Genomic DNA, 13,931 nt, shown 5'->3' on the forward strand with positions numbered 1-13,931 from the left:
CTGTCAATCCTCTGGTCCTAATGTACCGGGGGTTGCCAGCAGAGGGTATCCCCCCGATGGACTATGCCAGAGGGGTGGGGAAGAGGGGGGATTGCGTCTTGTAATCAGAATCAGTTGCAGTTATCAGGGGGGTAATCGTTTTCATCCGCCTTCTCCAGTCAGGACTCCCCCGATGTTCCGTCCGGTTTTTGCCGCTGTTGCCGCCGTGCTGTGCGTGGCCGCCGCCACCCCCGCCGCCGCCGCGCCCACCGTCTACCCGCTGACGCTGGAAAACTGCGGAGCCACCGTCACCATCCCCAGGGCGCCGCAGCGGGCGGTCGGGCTGGGGCAGAACAGTGCGGAAATTCTGCTGCTGCTGGGCCTTAAAGACCGCATGGCCGCCACCGCCTTCTGGCCCAGCGCCGTCCTGCCGGAGCTGGCGAAGGACAATGCCCGGGTCAAGCTGCTGACGGTCGAGTTCCCCACCTTTGAAAGCCTGCTGGCGGAAGAGCCTGACTTTGTCGCCGCCGCCCTGCCCAGCCTGATGGGGCCGGGCAGCAAGGTGGCAAAGCGGGAAGACTTTGAAAAGGTCGGCATCCCGGCCTATCTGTCGCCGTCCACCTGCCTGTCCACCGCCGGGGCGAAGGATGTGTACGGCAGCCGCGACACCCTGTGGAACCCCGGCCTGCTGTACCGCGAAATCGACGAGCTGGCCCGCATCTTTGATGTTGCCGACCGGGGGCAGGCCCTGATCGCCGACCTGAAAGCGCGTGAGGCCGCCGTGCGGGCCCTGACCCGGCCTGATGGCGCCCCGCTGAGGTATCTGTTCTGGTTTTCCAGCCCGTCACCGTCGGCGGATGCCTATCTGGGCGGGCGGAACAGCGCATCGGGTGCCATTGCCGCCATGCTGGGCGGCACCAACGCCATCACCGCCGATGCCGAATGGCCGACGCTGGGGTGGGAAGGGATCATTGCCGCCAACCCGGATGTGATCGTGGTGGCCGCCCTTGACCGCAACCGCTGGGCGCTGGACCGGCCCGACGCCAAGATCCGCTTTCTGACCACAGATCCGGCCGTCAGCCAGATGCCTGCCGTGGCCCGCAACGCCATTGTGGTGATGGACGGGCAGGCGATGAACCCCACGGTGCGCACCCTGTACGGGGCGGAACAGGTGGCCCGGCAGCTGAAAGAAAAGGGCCTGCTGAAGTGAGGGCGGCAGGCGCGGCCCCGCTGCCGTTCGGGGTTTTTCTGCTGGCCGGGCTGGGGCTGCTGCTGCTGGCGGTGGGCCTGAATGTGGGGGTGGGCGACCTGCGGATACCGCTGACGACCACCTTTTACGCCATCACCAATGCGCTGGGCTGGACCGCCGAGCCGCTGAACCGCATTCATGAAACCGTGATCTGGGATTACCGCCTCAGCCGGTCGCTGGTGGCGGCGTGCTGCGGGGCCGGGCTGGCGCTGTCGGGGGCGGTGATGCAGTCGCTGCTGCGCAACCCGCTGGCAGAGCCCTATGTGCTGGGGATTTCCGCCGGGGCCTCCACCGGGGCGGTGGCGGTGGTGATTCTGGGCGTTGGCTTCGGGGCCGGTCTGGGGGCGGCGTCGCTGTCCGCCGGGGCCTTTGCCGGGGCGTTTGCCGCCTTTGCCTTTGTCGCGCTGCTGTCAGACGGCACCCGCAGCGGGGCTGACCGTACCATTCTGGCCGGGGTGGCGGCGTCGCAGCTGTTTAATGCCGTCACCGCCTATATTGTCACCACATCGGCCAATGCCCAGCAGGCGCGGGATGTGATGTTCTGGCTGCTGGGCAGCTTTGGCGGGGTGCGCTGGCCGGACTTTATGCTGGTCTCTGCGGCGGTGGCGCTGGGGCTGGCCGGGTGCCTGCTGTATGCGCGCATTCTTGACGCGTTTTCCTTTGGCGATGATGCGGCGGCGGCCTTGGGGGTCAACACCGGGCGGGCGCGGATGGTGCTGTTTGCCATCACCGCCCTGATGACCGCCACCATCGTCAGCATGGTGGGGTCAATCGGCTTTGTCGGGCTGGTGGTGCCCCACGCCGTGCGCTTTGCCGTCGGGCCGCTGCACGGGCGGCTTCTGCCCGGCTGCGCGGTGGCCGGGGCGCTGTTTATGGTGCTGGCCGATCTGGCATCGCGGGTGCTGGTGCCGCAGCAGATTCTGCCGGTCGGCGTGGTGACGGCGCTGGTCGGGGTGCCGGTGTTTTCGCTTATTCTCTATCGGGTGCAGCGCGCATCATGAGCTTTCAGGCAGACTCCCTGACGTGGGGCATCGGGCGCAGGACCGTGCTGCACGGGCTGACGTTTTCTGTGGTGCCGGGCCAGATGCTGGGCCTGCTGGGGCCGAACGGATCGGGCAAGACATCGCTGCTGCGGCTGCTGGCCGGGCTGAAAACCCCGGCAGGCGGGCGGGTGCTGCTGGATGGGGCCGACCTGCGGCGCCTGCCCCGCCGCGACGTCGCCCGGCGGGTTGCCTTTGTCGAGCAGCACGCCGGCACCACCGCCAACCTGACGGTGGAAGATGTGGTGCGGCTGGGGCGCTTTCCTCACCGCCGTCCGCTGGCAGGCTGGGGCCCCGCCGACGCGCAGGCGGTGGAGGCCGCCCTTGACCGCGCCGGGATGACAGCCAAACGCCGCGACGGCTGGCACAGCCTGTCCGGCGGCGAAAAACAGCGGGCCCAGATCGCCCGGGCACTGGCCCAGACCCCGCACGAACTGATACTCGACGAGCCGACCAACCATCTGGACATCCAGCACCAGATCGGCCTGCTGCGCCTGATTGCCGGGCTGGGCATCACCAGCGTGCTGTCACTGCACGACCTGAACCACGCCGCAATGTTCTGCGACCGCCTGCTGGTGCTGCACCACGGCCACATCGTCGCCGACGGCCCCCCGGCCACAGTGCTGACCGAAGCCCTGCTGCGCGACGTGTTCAGCGTACAGGCCACCGTGGAGCAGGACCCCCAGACCGGCAGGCCGCATATCCGCTATCTGCGGTAAGGGGGGCGGGCCTTGGACTTGCCAGCAAACGGGTAGAAACGGGGCGCTGCCCCGCTGGCTTTGCCAGCAAGCGAGAAGGGACGGGGTTCCACCCCGTCAGCCCCGCAAAGGGCCATTGGCCCTTTGATCCCGTTTTTGGTTGTTCCATATGCTCTGCTTCAGCTATCCGTTGTTCCTGCGACGTCATCGGGAAGGGTGCGGGATGAGCGGGGGCATTGATCAGGGCTGGCTGTCGGCAGGCGTGTCATGGCTATTGAACGCAGATCCGGACACGTCGCCGTACCGGAATGTCAAAGATATCGTGCTTTTTGTCGGTGCCGCGCTGGCTTTGTACTTCACCTTTCGCCGGATGAAGGCGGCTGATGAGCAAAACAAAAATCAGACCAAGGCGATTGAGGCGCAGACAGCACAGATTGAACTCTCCCGTCGCGACCAGTTGAGCAAACGCTTCACCGAAGCGGTTAAACAGTTGGGCGATGACAAGCTGGCGATCCGCATGGGCGGCATCGCCGAGCTGTGGGCAGTGGCGACGGAAAGCACCCATCCCGAAGACCGCATTATGGTGCTGGATGTGCTGTGCGCCTTTGTCAGGAATGCGAAGCCACCGGAGGAGGCAGAGCCACAGAAGATCAGGCCGGATGTGGAGCTGGCGATGAACCGGCTGGGGGCGGTGGGGCCATATTTTCCGTGGGGCAATGTGGAGGAGGGGCACCAGCCGTATCGACGGGATTTTTCGGGAGCGTATTTATTTGAATACAGATTCGTTGGTATGGATTTAAGAAACATAATAATTAATGAATTTGAAGTGGATAAGATTTATTTTGAGGGATGCAATTTATCTGACTCTATTTTAAATTTTAATGATATTGAGTTTTTATCTGTATCAAATTCTGATTTATCCAATATTAATTTATCTATTCTAAAATCTAGAATTATTGATGGTAAATTGATAAGAAAAAGAGATCATGGCTATTCTATAGTGAATTCAGATTTATCGGGCTCTAATTTTACTGGTCTTGGGGATGGGGGCAGTGTTGGATATTTCAATAAGTGCTTCCACAAAACTGGGCATCCCCCTTCAGGTATACCGAAAGGGAAAAGTATTCAGTAGGGCAGGTGCCTTCTGATCCCTGTCGGTTGTCTTGCTCCGACTGTTCAGCGTGGGCCGGGCGGCCGGACTTTGGGGGGGCTACAGGTCTGATCCGGGGCCTTTGAGAAATATATCTGCGATCTGGGTCAGGGCCTGCACAGACCGTTTGTCCGGGTCATAGATCCATTCTGCATCAAACAGGGTCCGCAGCGGTGTCTGTAGCATGTGATTGCCAATGGTCAGGGCGTAGAAACGGGTTTTCCGGGTCCGCTGTGTGCTGATCGCCGTCTGCGTCGGTCCCGGAAGGCCTGCCATGACAAAATCGGAAATCATGAGAACGTCCGCAGCCTGAAATGTGTCCGTCTCCAGCGTTTTCAGTGCGTGTGACAGGGCTGGCCCGGCATCTGTGCCACCGTGGAAGGACAGGGCCAGAAAGTCCAGCAGGGCGTCCATTCCCATCCCTTCAGAAAAATCAAAGGTCCTGATATCGGTGGAAAAGGTGATCAGGTGGCAGGCGCGCTTTTGTTCCCGGGCTTTGCTGGCCAGAAACAGCGCCACTGCCTTGGCGATAGTTTCCGGCGATCCTGCCATCGACCCGCTGGTGTCGATGCACAGGATCATCGGCCCCATCGTTCCGTCTTCAGTGACGGGGTTTTCCTCTTCCACTTCCTGCTGTTGGCGGATCCCCTGAAGCCCCTGCATGTCAAAACACATCAGGCGGGCCTCAACAAACTTGAGATCAAACAGCAGCGCGGTATCGGGGTCTGACAGCAGGGCCAGTTCTTCCGGCAGGGCATGCTCAATATCCCGGCTTAGCCGGATACCAACAATCTCTTCCCGGGCATGGGGATCGGCGTGGTGGCTTTCCACTGTCCGGCTGATCATCGCCCGTTCCATCCGGGTGATCTGTTCCGCCTGCCGCAGTCTGCCCAGCATGTCGCACAGGCTGCGGACACCGGGGTCAGAGCGCAGGTAGCCTGCCCACCGGCGGAACTGATCGATCTGCTGCCGGGTCAGGCTGCCCTTAGACAGATCCAGCAGGATGCCGGGGTCAAGGCCCAGATCGTCGGCGTACCCCTGCAGCTCATCCAGCAGGTCGAGGGTGGTTTCCAGCCATTTCAGAAATGACTCCCGCAGCTGCCGGATCTGCTCCAGTTCCCACTCCATCCGGGCCTGATCCAGCGTGCGGCGCCACTGTTCTGCCAGCAGGGTGGCCCGGCCCCGGTCGGTCTGTTCTGGCTGCGCAGTCTTTTGCGGCTTTTTTTCAGGCTGCCAGAAGTGTTTTTCATCGGGCAGGCGCAGGGCCTGCCTCAGGGCCAGATACTGTTTTCCTGCTGTCTGCACAACCTCCTCCGGGCAGGGCGCAGTGGTCAGCAGGGGGAGTGCTGCGGCATAGTCCCGCTCGGCACCCTCAAACGGAAAGCCGTCAGCGGTAACGCGCAGGGCCTGCATCCGCAGGGCGGCGGCTTCCTGTTCCAGCAGGGGCGTGATGTCGGGTTTCTGGCCGATGCGGGCGCGCAGGCGGGCGGGGATCTCCGCTTCCGGGTCCCACGTAAGGCCGGAGGGGAGGGTTATGCGCATAACTGCTCCAGCCGCTGGCAGTCGGCAATATGCTGCTCAAGAGACTCAATCTGTTTGTTGATGCCGGTTAACGCCAGATCCCTCTGGGGTGTGGTGATAAAGGGCGACGTCAGTGCGGTTTCGTATCCCTCTGCATTGATCCGGACCTGCGTTAAGGCCTGTTCCAGTCGGGACCGGATGTCTTCGACGTTGTTGCGCAGGCTCTCCTTCAGGCGGGGGCTGACATCTTTCTTTTTATCTCCTTTGTGGAAAAGAATGGGCAGCACGTATGTGTCTGAATTGTCTTGAAAGGTGGGTGTTGAGTAATGATTATAAGGTGATTTTTTAATTTTTGCTGTAGCTGTATTGTTAAAATCCAATAAAAAATCATCATTTTGATTCAAATCTTCGTCAAGAGTGGGGACGCTATTTTTATATATATGTTCTTTTTGAATGTATTGATTGTATATTGTTCCATTTCTGTATTTGATTTTAAATTCAAAATATTCTTTTCCATCTTCCAGTGTTACGGTCTCGTATATGTCTGATGTGTGGAAAAGTTCATTATGTATCTCTTTGTCGATTGCTGATTTTTGGTGAATTGCTTTCATGAAATCGACATCGCTGGAAAATCCTGTATCACGGATTGCGTCAGCGACGATTGTTGCAACCGCATCCCGGTTGTCGCCCTGGGTCCACAGGCAGTGTTGCAGCAGAACGGCGTCACTGTGGTTGGTGGTGGTACGGTCGTTGAAGTAGGCAGATGCCTTCATCAGCAGGGCGGCCCGTTGCCAGCGGCGGTCAGAGACGTAAACCTGAAGGGTTTCAAACTGATCGGCCAGTTTCTGACGGATCAGGCGGATGATGGTCAGGCATTCGGGGGACAGGGTGACGGCGTGCATCTCGGCCCGCCAGCGGTCCCATTCCTCAGGTTTGATGACGAGGTCGGGGTCAACCGTCACCGCGGCTTCGCTCGGGCGGCTGGCCAGCAGGGTTTCAAAGGCATCCTGACTGACGATCGGCCCGACCAGAAGGCGCAGGATAAAGCGGTCATACAGGGCTTCCAGCCCCTGTTCGGGCTTCGGGATCTCGTTAGAGGCCGCGATCAGGGCTTTCAGGGGGGGCGCTCTGGATTTCCTCTCCGTTGCGGTAGATCCGCTCGTTGATCAGGGTCAGCAGGGTATTAAGGATCGCCGGGCTGGCTTTCCAGATTTCATCGAGAAAGCCGAACTCCGCCTTGGGCAGGTAATGATCGGTCTTACGGGTGTAACGGTCTTCTTTCAGGGCTTTGATGGAGACCGGGCCGAACACTTCTTCCGGGGTGCTGAACCGGTTCATCAGGTATTCGAAATAGGTGGGATCCGCAAACGCACAGGCCAGGCGTCGCGAGATCAGGCTTTTGGCGGTCCCCGGTGGTCCATAGAGAAAGGTATTGGCCCCGCAAAGGGCGCCGAGCAGGGAGGTGGCGATGATCTCTTCGCGTTCCTGCAGGCCGTGGGTAATCGTCTGAAGAAGGTTGGTGATGCGCTGCTGAAGGCCCATGATCTGCCGTATGTTAAAGGGTGAATTGCATTCTTATCTTTCACCATAGATAGTACCTTGTGTCAGATCAAGCGGTTGACGATCTGGATGGCTTCTCTGCAGATCAGGGGATGTGGCCACCGGAGGGAAGGGTGCGGGATGAGCGGACAGCGGCGGTGGCTGGGGATACGGATGACGCGGCGGCAGCGGGAAGTGCTGCTGCCCTTTGGCGGGGCCCTGCTGGCCGGGGTGTTGCTGGGGCTGCTGCTGGCGAGCTGGCTGGTGTTTGACAGCAATGCCTACAGGCTGTTCCGTGATGCCATGGTGCTGCTGGGGTCCGGGTTGCTGACATGGTTCGGCTGGCGGCGGGTGAAGGCGGCGGATCAGCAGAACCGCAACCAGACGCGGGCGCTGGATCGCCAGACCGATCAGATCAGGCTGACGCGGGAACAGATGGAGCTGACCCGCCGCGACCAGTTGAGCAAACGCTTCACCGAAGCGGTTAAACAGTTGGGCGATGACAAGCTGGAAATCCGCATGGGCGGCATCGCCGGGCTGTGGGCAGTGGCGACGGAAAGCACCCATCCCGAAGACCGGATTATGGTGCTGGATGTGCTGTGCGCCTTTGTCCGTAACGCGAAGCCACCGGGGGAGGGCGAGCCGCAGACGGTCAGGCCGGATGTGAAGCTGGCGATGGACCGGCTGGGGTCGGTGGGGCCGTATTTTCCGTGGGGGGATGTGGAGGAGGGGCATCAGCCGTATCGGCGGGATTTTTCGGGGGCGTATTTGAAAGATGCTCATTTTTTAACGAGAAATTTTAAATACTCAAATTTTGAAAGTGAATTTAATGGAAAGATAGATTTTGTTGGATGTGATTTTTTTAAATCAAATATTAATGCGATTAATTCAAATTTCTCAGCTCTTGGCTTTTATTTTTTAAATGCTATAATTCAATTTGATGAGAAATCATTATTTATTGGGTGTGATTTTTCAAATTCTAAATTAAAATTTTATGGAGATATTGATAATGTAGGTATTAAAAATTCTATATTTAAATTTGACATGAGGCCTGAGTGTTCAGATTCTTGGCATTGGAAAAAAATTAATTCTTCGATTCTATATCAAGAAGCCCCCACCCCCTAATCCCCACTTTTTGGCGCTCCCTTTTTCTGGAAAAAGGGGGCATCCCACCGCCCGCCGGGCGGTTCTTCTGCCTGAGGCCCCATTTCACCTACAGTCGCAGATTATTCATTCCGCCATCGAATCAGGCCGCGCTCAGCGTGGGCCGGAGCGGTAGAGGGTGACGGCAAGGGCGGCCCAGTCGGGCACGTCCACCGGGCCGTTCTGGCGGCTTAGCCAGCTATGGGCGGTGATCAGGGCCTGTTCCAGCAGGGCTTTATCTACATCCGCAGGTGCAGTTGTTCCGGAAGGGGAATGATCGAAGCCGGCCACCTCGGCGGGGGTGCAGTTGAAGATCCCGGCAAGCTGGCGGATCAGCGACGGGTACAGGCGGTCATCGTCCTGCTCGTACCGGCAGACGGTCATGCCGGTGCAGCCCAGTCTGGCGGCCAGATCGCGCTGGGTCCAGCCCTGTGCCTCGCGCAGGGGGCGGATGCGGTTGCGGGGGCCGGGGGCCGGGGGGGACGGGGCCGGGGATGGGGGTGCCATGGGGCGGGGTTCTTTCATGGGGGTGGCTTGACGGTAACTCGGTGGGGTTAGGTCGGGGGGTGGGTCTGTCCGTATCATAACCGCTTTGGTTATCAGCGTACAGAGGACCGACCCCAAATGGACCCTTCAGAGATGGAGCCCCCCAACAGCCCCCCCACCGCCACCGGCACCCCCATCCCGGCCCCGACCCCTACCGTCGCCGCCGGGCTGGGCCTGACGCCGGAAGCGGTGCTGGGCGAGGTGATGGCGATGGTGTTTTTTGACCCCGCCGATCTGGCGCGGGTGCAAAGCCCCGATGATATTGCCGCCCTGCCGCTGTCTGCCCGCCGGGCGATTATCGGCTGGGCGTGGGACAGCAAGGGCCATTTTGTGCTGAAGCTGGCCCCGAAGACGCCGCTGCTGACCCTGCTGGGGCACCACCTTGGCCTGTGGCGCAGCAGCGCCGATGGCGGCGGCGTGCTGTCAGAAACCCTGTCGGAGATGGAACGCGCCCGCCGCCTGTCCGGGTTGCTGGTGGCGGTGGCGGCTGATGCGGCGGCGGCACCGGGCGAAGAGGCCGACGACCTGACAGAAGACGGGGAGGGCGAGGAATGACCGCGCTGCGATCCCTGCTGCCCGCCGGTCTTCTTGATGCCCTGCCGACCGACCCGCAGGCGCTGGCGGCGGTGCTGGCCCGCCTGCCCCCCGACGCACTGGCGGAGCTGGATGCCCTGCTGGCCGGTGTCGCCCCGCCGCTGTGGCAGCCGCTGCCGGGGCCGCAGACCGTGGCCTACACCAGTGCGGCGGATGTGATCGGCTATGGCGGGGCGGCGGGCGGCGGCAAGACCGATCTGGCCTGCGGGCTGGCCCTGACCCGCCACCGGGTGTCGGCCCTGTTCCGGCGCGAGGCCACCCAGCTAAACGGCATCATCGAACGCCTGACGGAGCTGCTGGGCGGGCGCGACGGCTATAATGGCCGCAGCCTGTGGCGGCTTGACCTGCATGGCCGCCGGGGCTGCCGCCTTGAGTTTGGCTCGACCCCGCACGCCGGGGACGAGACCCGCCATCAGGGCCGGGCGAAAGACCTGCTGGTGCTGGACGAGGCCACCAACTTTCTGGAATCGCAGGCGCGGTTTCTGATGGGCTGGAACCGCACCACGGTACCGGGGCAGAAGTGTACCACCCTGCTGACCTTTAACCCGCCGACCACGGCGGAAGGGCAGTGGGTGATCCAGTATTTCGCCCCGTGGCTTGACCGCACCCACCCCGCCCCGGCGCGGCCCGGCGAGATCCGCTGGTTTGGCACCGTCAAAGGGCGCGACGTGGCGGTGCCCGATGCCCGGCCCTTTGTGCTGGATGGCGACAGCCCGGTTTATGAGTTTGACCCGAAAGACTTTTCCGCCACCGCCATCATCACCCCGCGCAGCCGCACCTTTGTGCCGTCGCGCATCACCGATAACCCGTACCTGATGGACAGTGGCTATCTGTCCACGCTGCAATCGCTGCCGGAGCCGCTGCGGTCGCAGATGCTGGACGGCGACTTTTCGGCGGGGGTGGAAGATGACCCGTGGCAGGTGATTCCCACCGCATGGGTGCTGGCGGCGCAGGACCGCTGGCAGCCCCGCGACACCAAAGGCCCGATGGACAGCATGGGGGTTGATGTGGCGCGCGGCGGGCGGGATCAAAGCATCATCGCCCGCCGTCATGGCCCATGGTTTGACCGGCTGCTGTGCCTGCCGGGCACGGCCAGCCCCGACGGCCCGACGCTGGCCGGGCAGGTGATGGCGGCGCGGTGCGATGCGGCGCCGGTGCATATCGACATCGTCGGGTGGGGCAGCAGCCCGTATGACTTTCTGGTGTCCAACGGGGTGCAGGCGCTGGGCATCAACGGGGCGGCGCGCTCGGTCGGGGTGACGCGGGATGGTCAGCTCAGCTTTCTTAACCTGCGGGCGGAACTGTGGTGGCGGCTGCGCGAGGCGCTCGACCCGCAGGCGGATGTTCCGCTGGCGCTGCCGCCTGACCCGCAGCTGCGGGCTGACCTGTGCGCCCCGACGTGGGGCCTGTCCGCCGCCGGAATTCAGGTGGAGCGCAAGGAAGACCTGAAAAGCCGCATTGGCCGCTCCCCCGACCGGGGCGACGCGGTGGTGCTGGCGCTGATCGCCACCCCGCGCCGGGGGGCCGGGGATGGCCCGGTATTCGCGCTGGGGGTTTAGCGGGCGGGTCTGTCCGGTCTGGCCCGTTGTCTTTGTTTCAGTGTTTGCATGAGGAGTCACCATCATGGCCCGGATCCGCTCTCAGCATCCCGGCATCTTTACCGATGAAGCCTATATGGCCCTGTCCTTCGCCGCGCGGGAAGCCCTGCGCGGCCTGTGGGCCTATGCCGATGATCACGGCGTGTTTGAATGGAAGCCGGTGACGCTGAAGGCCCGGATCTTCCCCGCTGATTCCGTTAGCTTTCCGGCCCTGCTGACAGAGCTGGAAAAGGCCGGTTTCGTGCGGGCCTATCAGGCGGAAGGCCGGTCTTTTGGTGTGGTGCGCAACTTTGTGAAGTATCAGCGCCCGCGAAAGCCCAGCTACGTCCATCCGCTGCCGGTTGAGCTGTACGGCTATGTCGGCATGCCCGGCTCCGGCCGGGCGGAGCCCTGGTCCGGCGAAACGGAGGAACTGCCCCCCCCTTTAACTGCCCCGAGTACGGAACTGACCCCCCCTTTAACTGCCCCGAGTACGGAACTGCACCCCCCTTTAACGGCCCAAAAAGCGGAACTCGCGCCGCAGAGGGAAGAGGAAGAGAAGGAGGAAGAGAAGGAGGGAGGGAAGCAGGAGCAGAAGAGAAGCAGGAAGGAGGAAGCGAAGGAGGGAGGGAAGCAGGACGCAGGAACGCGAGGTGCAGGAACGCAGGTCGCAGGAACGCAGGTCGCAGGAGGGGGGAAACCGCTGGCTGCTGCTGCCCCCCCCCACCGACAGCAGTCTGTCATGGACCGTCGATCACGAGGCGGCGCTGGTCTCCGCATTCCGGCAGGAGCGACAGGCCCTGTGGCCCGGCTGCGGCCCGGCCCCCGGTGCGCTGTGCAGCCCCGCTGACCGCGCCGCCGCCGCGCAGGTGCTGGCCCTGTCCGCCCGCCTTGGCCTGCCAGAGGGGCAGATGCGCGGCACCGTGCGCGACTATCTGCGCGGGCGGCTGACCGCCATCCGCGAGAAGGGCCGCCCGGCCCCGGTGTCACTGGCCTACTTTCAGGCCGCCCTGTGCGAACACCTGACCACCTGCACCGGTGGCGACGGCTGGAGTGCTGCCGCTGCCGCTGCCCCACACTCACCCCGCAGGAAAGCCCCCGCCACCGTCACCGGGGCCGAGGCTGACCGCATCATCCTGACCACCCTTGGCCTGTGGCCGGAGGACTGACCATGAAAACTATCGCAACTGTTCTGCCGGTCGTGCTGTCGGCCCGCCCCGATGCCACCCCGCTGCCGGAAGAACCAAAAACCCTGCGGCGGCAGGCGGTCGCCGTGGTGGTCGGCCACATGCGCCGGCTGGCCGACGCCTTCAAGATACAGGCCCCTGACTGGGCGACCCTGACCGACGTTTACGCCGACGGGCTGGGCGACCTGCCGCCCGACCTGCTGGATCTGGCCATGCACCGCGTCACCCGCCAGTGGAGCAACGGCTTCCGCCTGCCCCTGCCCGGCGAGGTGCGGGCCCTGATCGCCACAGAACTGGCGGAACACCGCCAGACCCTTGCCGCCCGGCAGGCCGAAGACACCCCCCATCCCCCCGGCCGCCGCCTGCGCCCGGAAACCCGCGCCGAAGCCGCCGCCCGCCACAAAGCCCGCGCCAGAGCCATGGGGTGGATGGAGTGAGGGGGGATCAGGCCTCTTCGTCCGTCATCCTGATCTGGCGTGCCATTGCGTGGCCGGTCTGCCGCACTGCGCGGCGCACCGCCTCCGGCAGCGGGGACGGGGCATCGAGCTGGGCAGAAAGAGCAATTCTCCGCGTTTCCGGTTGCTCTGACAGGATGGAGAGGACTTCCCGCAGCCACTCCGGTGGTGTGCCGGGGCGGTTCAGCTTTTTGCGGAATGTCTCACAGAACCGGCTGATGCTTTCGTCGTCGTCATCCTCGTTCTGCGCGCAGTAGACAATCCGCGCCGCCTGACTCTGCGGCCAGTTCAGGCGGTCAAGCAGCCGTTTGATTTCTTTTTGCAACTCAGGGGTGGTCATGTCCCAAAATGTCCCGGTACGGGGTGTATCCATGGTCTTGTCCCCGCTGCCGGTGCGGCGGGGCGGTCTCAGCAAGGAGAATTTCAAATGGCAAAAGCCCCGTCCACCCCGTCCACCCCGTCGACCCCGTCCACCCCGCGCCCGCCCAATGGCCCCAGCACCACCGGCAGGGTGTCGGGCTTGGGGCGTGGCAACAACCCGCCGAAGGGCAAGTGACGGTCGGGCTGAGCGGCTGAGCAAGGGGGGGGGCTGCTCCGGCATGCGGGGCGGCTCCTCCTGCTGGCGGTCCTGTTTACGAGCAGGCCTTGCCGGCCTTTTTGAAAGCGGCGGCAAAAATGCCCGGATCATCCTTCATCGCGGTGAAGGATACCGTGTGTTCGACCCGTTCCACCGCGCACAGGCACTGCTGTTCCAGCTTCTGCTTCTGTCTGGCTGTCATCCATATGTCGGTTTCTTCGGCGCAGGACTTTGCCAGCGCGTATTCCACCGCCATCGGATAGCGTGTCGCACCGGGGGCATTATGCTGCCCGGCCTGATAGACCTCTCTCCCGACCCAGATCATTGCCCCACAGACAATCACGGTCCTGCCATTCTTCAGAAGAGTACGCGGCTTTGACGCTGCCGGGGGCGTGCTGTCTTTTGGCATTGGGGCAGGCTCGCGGAGAAATAAGCGGGATCTGTGCGGCAATAAGCAGCTTCAGGATGTGCGGAGACAGTAAAGGCCTCCCTTTGAGGGCGCAACCGGAAAGGGTGGTGCTGCATGCCCGCCCTGCCATATCGGGCTGTGTCCTTAAGGGGGGCTCTTCCGTGGGGCTTTGCCCCATACCCCACCCCGTGGGGCTTTGCCCCATACCCCACAAGGAGCCTCAGGCTCCTTGACCTCGGGCCTCAAGGAGCTTCAGGCTCCTTGTGT

At 62.6% G+C, this 13,931-nt stretch carries 16 protein-coding genes; 10 read left to right on the top strand and 6 right to left on the bottom strand.

The window, feature by feature from the left end; genetic code table 11:
- Positions 1-172 precede the first annotated feature (172 nt).
- From G365_RS0105550 to G365_RS22745, 4 genes are all read left to right on the top strand, one after another.
- A complete protein-coding gene (locus G365_RS0105550; protein ID WP_019644518.1) occupies positions 173-1,189 on the top strand; it encodes an ABC transporter substrate-binding protein in 1,017 nt (338 codons plus the stop codon).
- Positions 1,186-2,229: a FecCD family ABC transporter permease gene (locus tag G365_RS0105555; RefSeq protein WP_019644519.1), complete on the top strand. Its 1,044-nt coding sequence runs from the start codon at positions 1,186-1,188 to the stop codon at positions 2,227-2,229. Before G365_RS0105550 ends, G365_RS0105555 begins: the two co-directional genes overlap by 4 nt.
- Positions 2,226-2,987 (top strand): ABC transporter ATP-binding protein, encoded by a 762-nt coding sequence (locus tag G365_RS0105560; RefSeq protein WP_019644520.1) that lies wholly within the window; start codon positions 2,226-2,228, stop codon positions 2,985-2,987. The genes G365_RS0105555 and G365_RS0105560 overlap by 4 nt, the downstream gene beginning before the upstream one ends.
- Before the next feature lie 202 nt (positions 2,988-3,189).
- On the top strand, positions 3,190-4,098 hold the full coding sequence (locus G365_RS22745) for a pentapeptide repeat-containing protein (RefSeq protein ID WP_019644521.1): 909 nt from the start codon (positions 3,190-3,192) through the stop codon (positions 4,096-4,098).
- Between the two features lie 78 nt (positions 4,099-4,176).
- Here the strand turns inward: G365_RS22745 and G365_RS0105570 are convergent, their stop codons facing one another.
- From G365_RS0105570 to G365_RS24215, 3 genes are all read right to left on the bottom strand, one after another.
- The gene (locus G365_RS0105570) at positions 4,177-5,658 is read right to left on the bottom strand and encodes a VWA domain-containing protein (protein WP_019644522.1); all 1,482 of its coding nucleotides are present in this window, start codon (positions 5,656-5,658) and stop codon (positions 4,177-4,179) included.
- Positions 5,649-6,599: a hypothetical protein gene (locus tag G365_RS24210; RefSeq protein WP_211217659.1), complete on the bottom strand. Its 951-nt coding sequence runs from the start codon at positions 6,597-6,599 to the stop codon at positions 5,649-5,651. Before G365_RS24210 ends, G365_RS0105570 begins: the two co-directional genes overlap by 10 nt.
- A 130-nt stretch (positions 6,600-6,729) precedes the next feature.
- Positions 6,730-7,179 (bottom strand): AAA family ATPase, encoded by a 450-nt coding sequence (locus G365_RS24215; protein ID WP_211217660.1) that lies wholly within the window; start codon positions 7,177-7,179, stop codon positions 6,730-6,732.
- A gap of 138 nt (positions 7,180-7,317) precedes the next feature.
- Between G365_RS24215 and G365_RS0105580 the strand changes: the two genes are divergently transcribed.
- Positions 7,318-8,301 (top strand): hypothetical protein, encoded by a 984-nt coding sequence (locus G365_RS0105580; protein ID WP_019644523.1) that lies wholly within the window; start codon positions 7,318-7,320, stop codon positions 8,299-8,301.
- A gap of 132 nt (positions 8,302-8,433) precedes the next feature.
- Here G365_RS0105580 and G365_RS20490 read toward each other — a convergent pair whose 3' ends face one another.
- Complete coding sequence (locus G365_RS20490) at positions 8,434-8,826, bottom strand: helix-turn-helix domain-containing protein (protein WP_019644524.1); 393 nt, start codon at positions 8,824-8,826, stop codon at positions 8,434-8,436.
- Positions 8,827-8,943: 117 nt separating this feature from the next.
- Between G365_RS20490 and G365_RS0105590 the strand changes: the two genes are divergently transcribed.
- From G365_RS0105590 to G365_RS0105610, 4 genes are all read left to right on the top strand, one after another.
- Positions 8,944-9,420, top strand: coding sequence for a hypothetical protein (locus tag G365_RS0105590; RefSeq protein ID WP_019644525.1), 477 nt, complete (start codon positions 8,944-8,946; stop codon positions 9,418-9,420).
- Entirely contained in the window at positions 9,417-11,018 is a 1,602-nt protein-coding gene (locus tag G365_RS0105595; RefSeq protein WP_019644526.1) for a hypothetical protein, read from the top strand. The genes G365_RS0105590 and G365_RS0105595 overlap by 4 nt, the downstream gene beginning before the upstream one ends.
- A 671-nt stretch (positions 11,019-11,689) precedes the next feature.
- Positions 11,690-12,205, top strand: coding sequence for a hypothetical protein (locus G365_RS0105605; RefSeq protein WP_019644528.1), 516 nt, complete (start codon positions 11,690-11,692; stop codon positions 12,203-12,205).
- Between the two features lie 2 nt (positions 12,206-12,207).
- Positions 12,208-12,660: a hypothetical protein gene (locus G365_RS0105610; protein WP_019644529.1), complete on the top strand. Its 453-nt coding sequence runs from the start codon at positions 12,208-12,210 to the stop codon at positions 12,658-12,660.
- Between the two features lie 7 nt (positions 12,661-12,667).
- On the opposite strand, the gene G365_RS0105615 is transcribed toward G365_RS0105610, so the two are convergent.
- Complete coding sequence (locus tag G365_RS0105615) at positions 12,668-13,018, bottom strand: hypothetical protein (protein WP_019644530.1); 351 nt, start codon at positions 13,016-13,018, stop codon at positions 12,668-12,670.
- A gap of 87 nt (positions 13,019-13,105) precedes the next feature.
- On the opposite strand from G365_RS0105615, the gene G365_RS24460 reads away from it, so the two are divergent.
- On the top strand, positions 13,106-13,234 hold the full coding sequence (locus G365_RS24460) for a hypothetical protein (RefSeq protein ID WP_281163894.1): 129 nt from the start codon (positions 13,106-13,108) through the stop codon (positions 13,232-13,234).
- Between the two features lie 76 nt (positions 13,235-13,310).
- On the opposite strand, the gene G365_RS0105620 is transcribed toward G365_RS24460, so the two are convergent.
- Positions 13,311-13,664 carry a hypothetical protein gene (locus G365_RS0105620; RefSeq protein WP_155976129.1) on the bottom strand — a complete coding sequence of 118 codons (354 nt, stop codon included), beginning with the start codon at positions 13,662-13,664 and terminating at the stop codon, positions 13,311-13,313.
- Positions 13,665-13,931: the final 267 nt, after the last annotated feature.

The sequence above is a fragment of the Novispirillum itersonii subsp. itersonii ATCC 12639 genome (assembly GCF_000381985.1).
Taxonomy (GTDB): Bacteria; Pseudomonadota; Alphaproteobacteria; order Rhodospirillales; family Rhodospirillaceae; genus Novispirillum; species Novispirillum itersonii.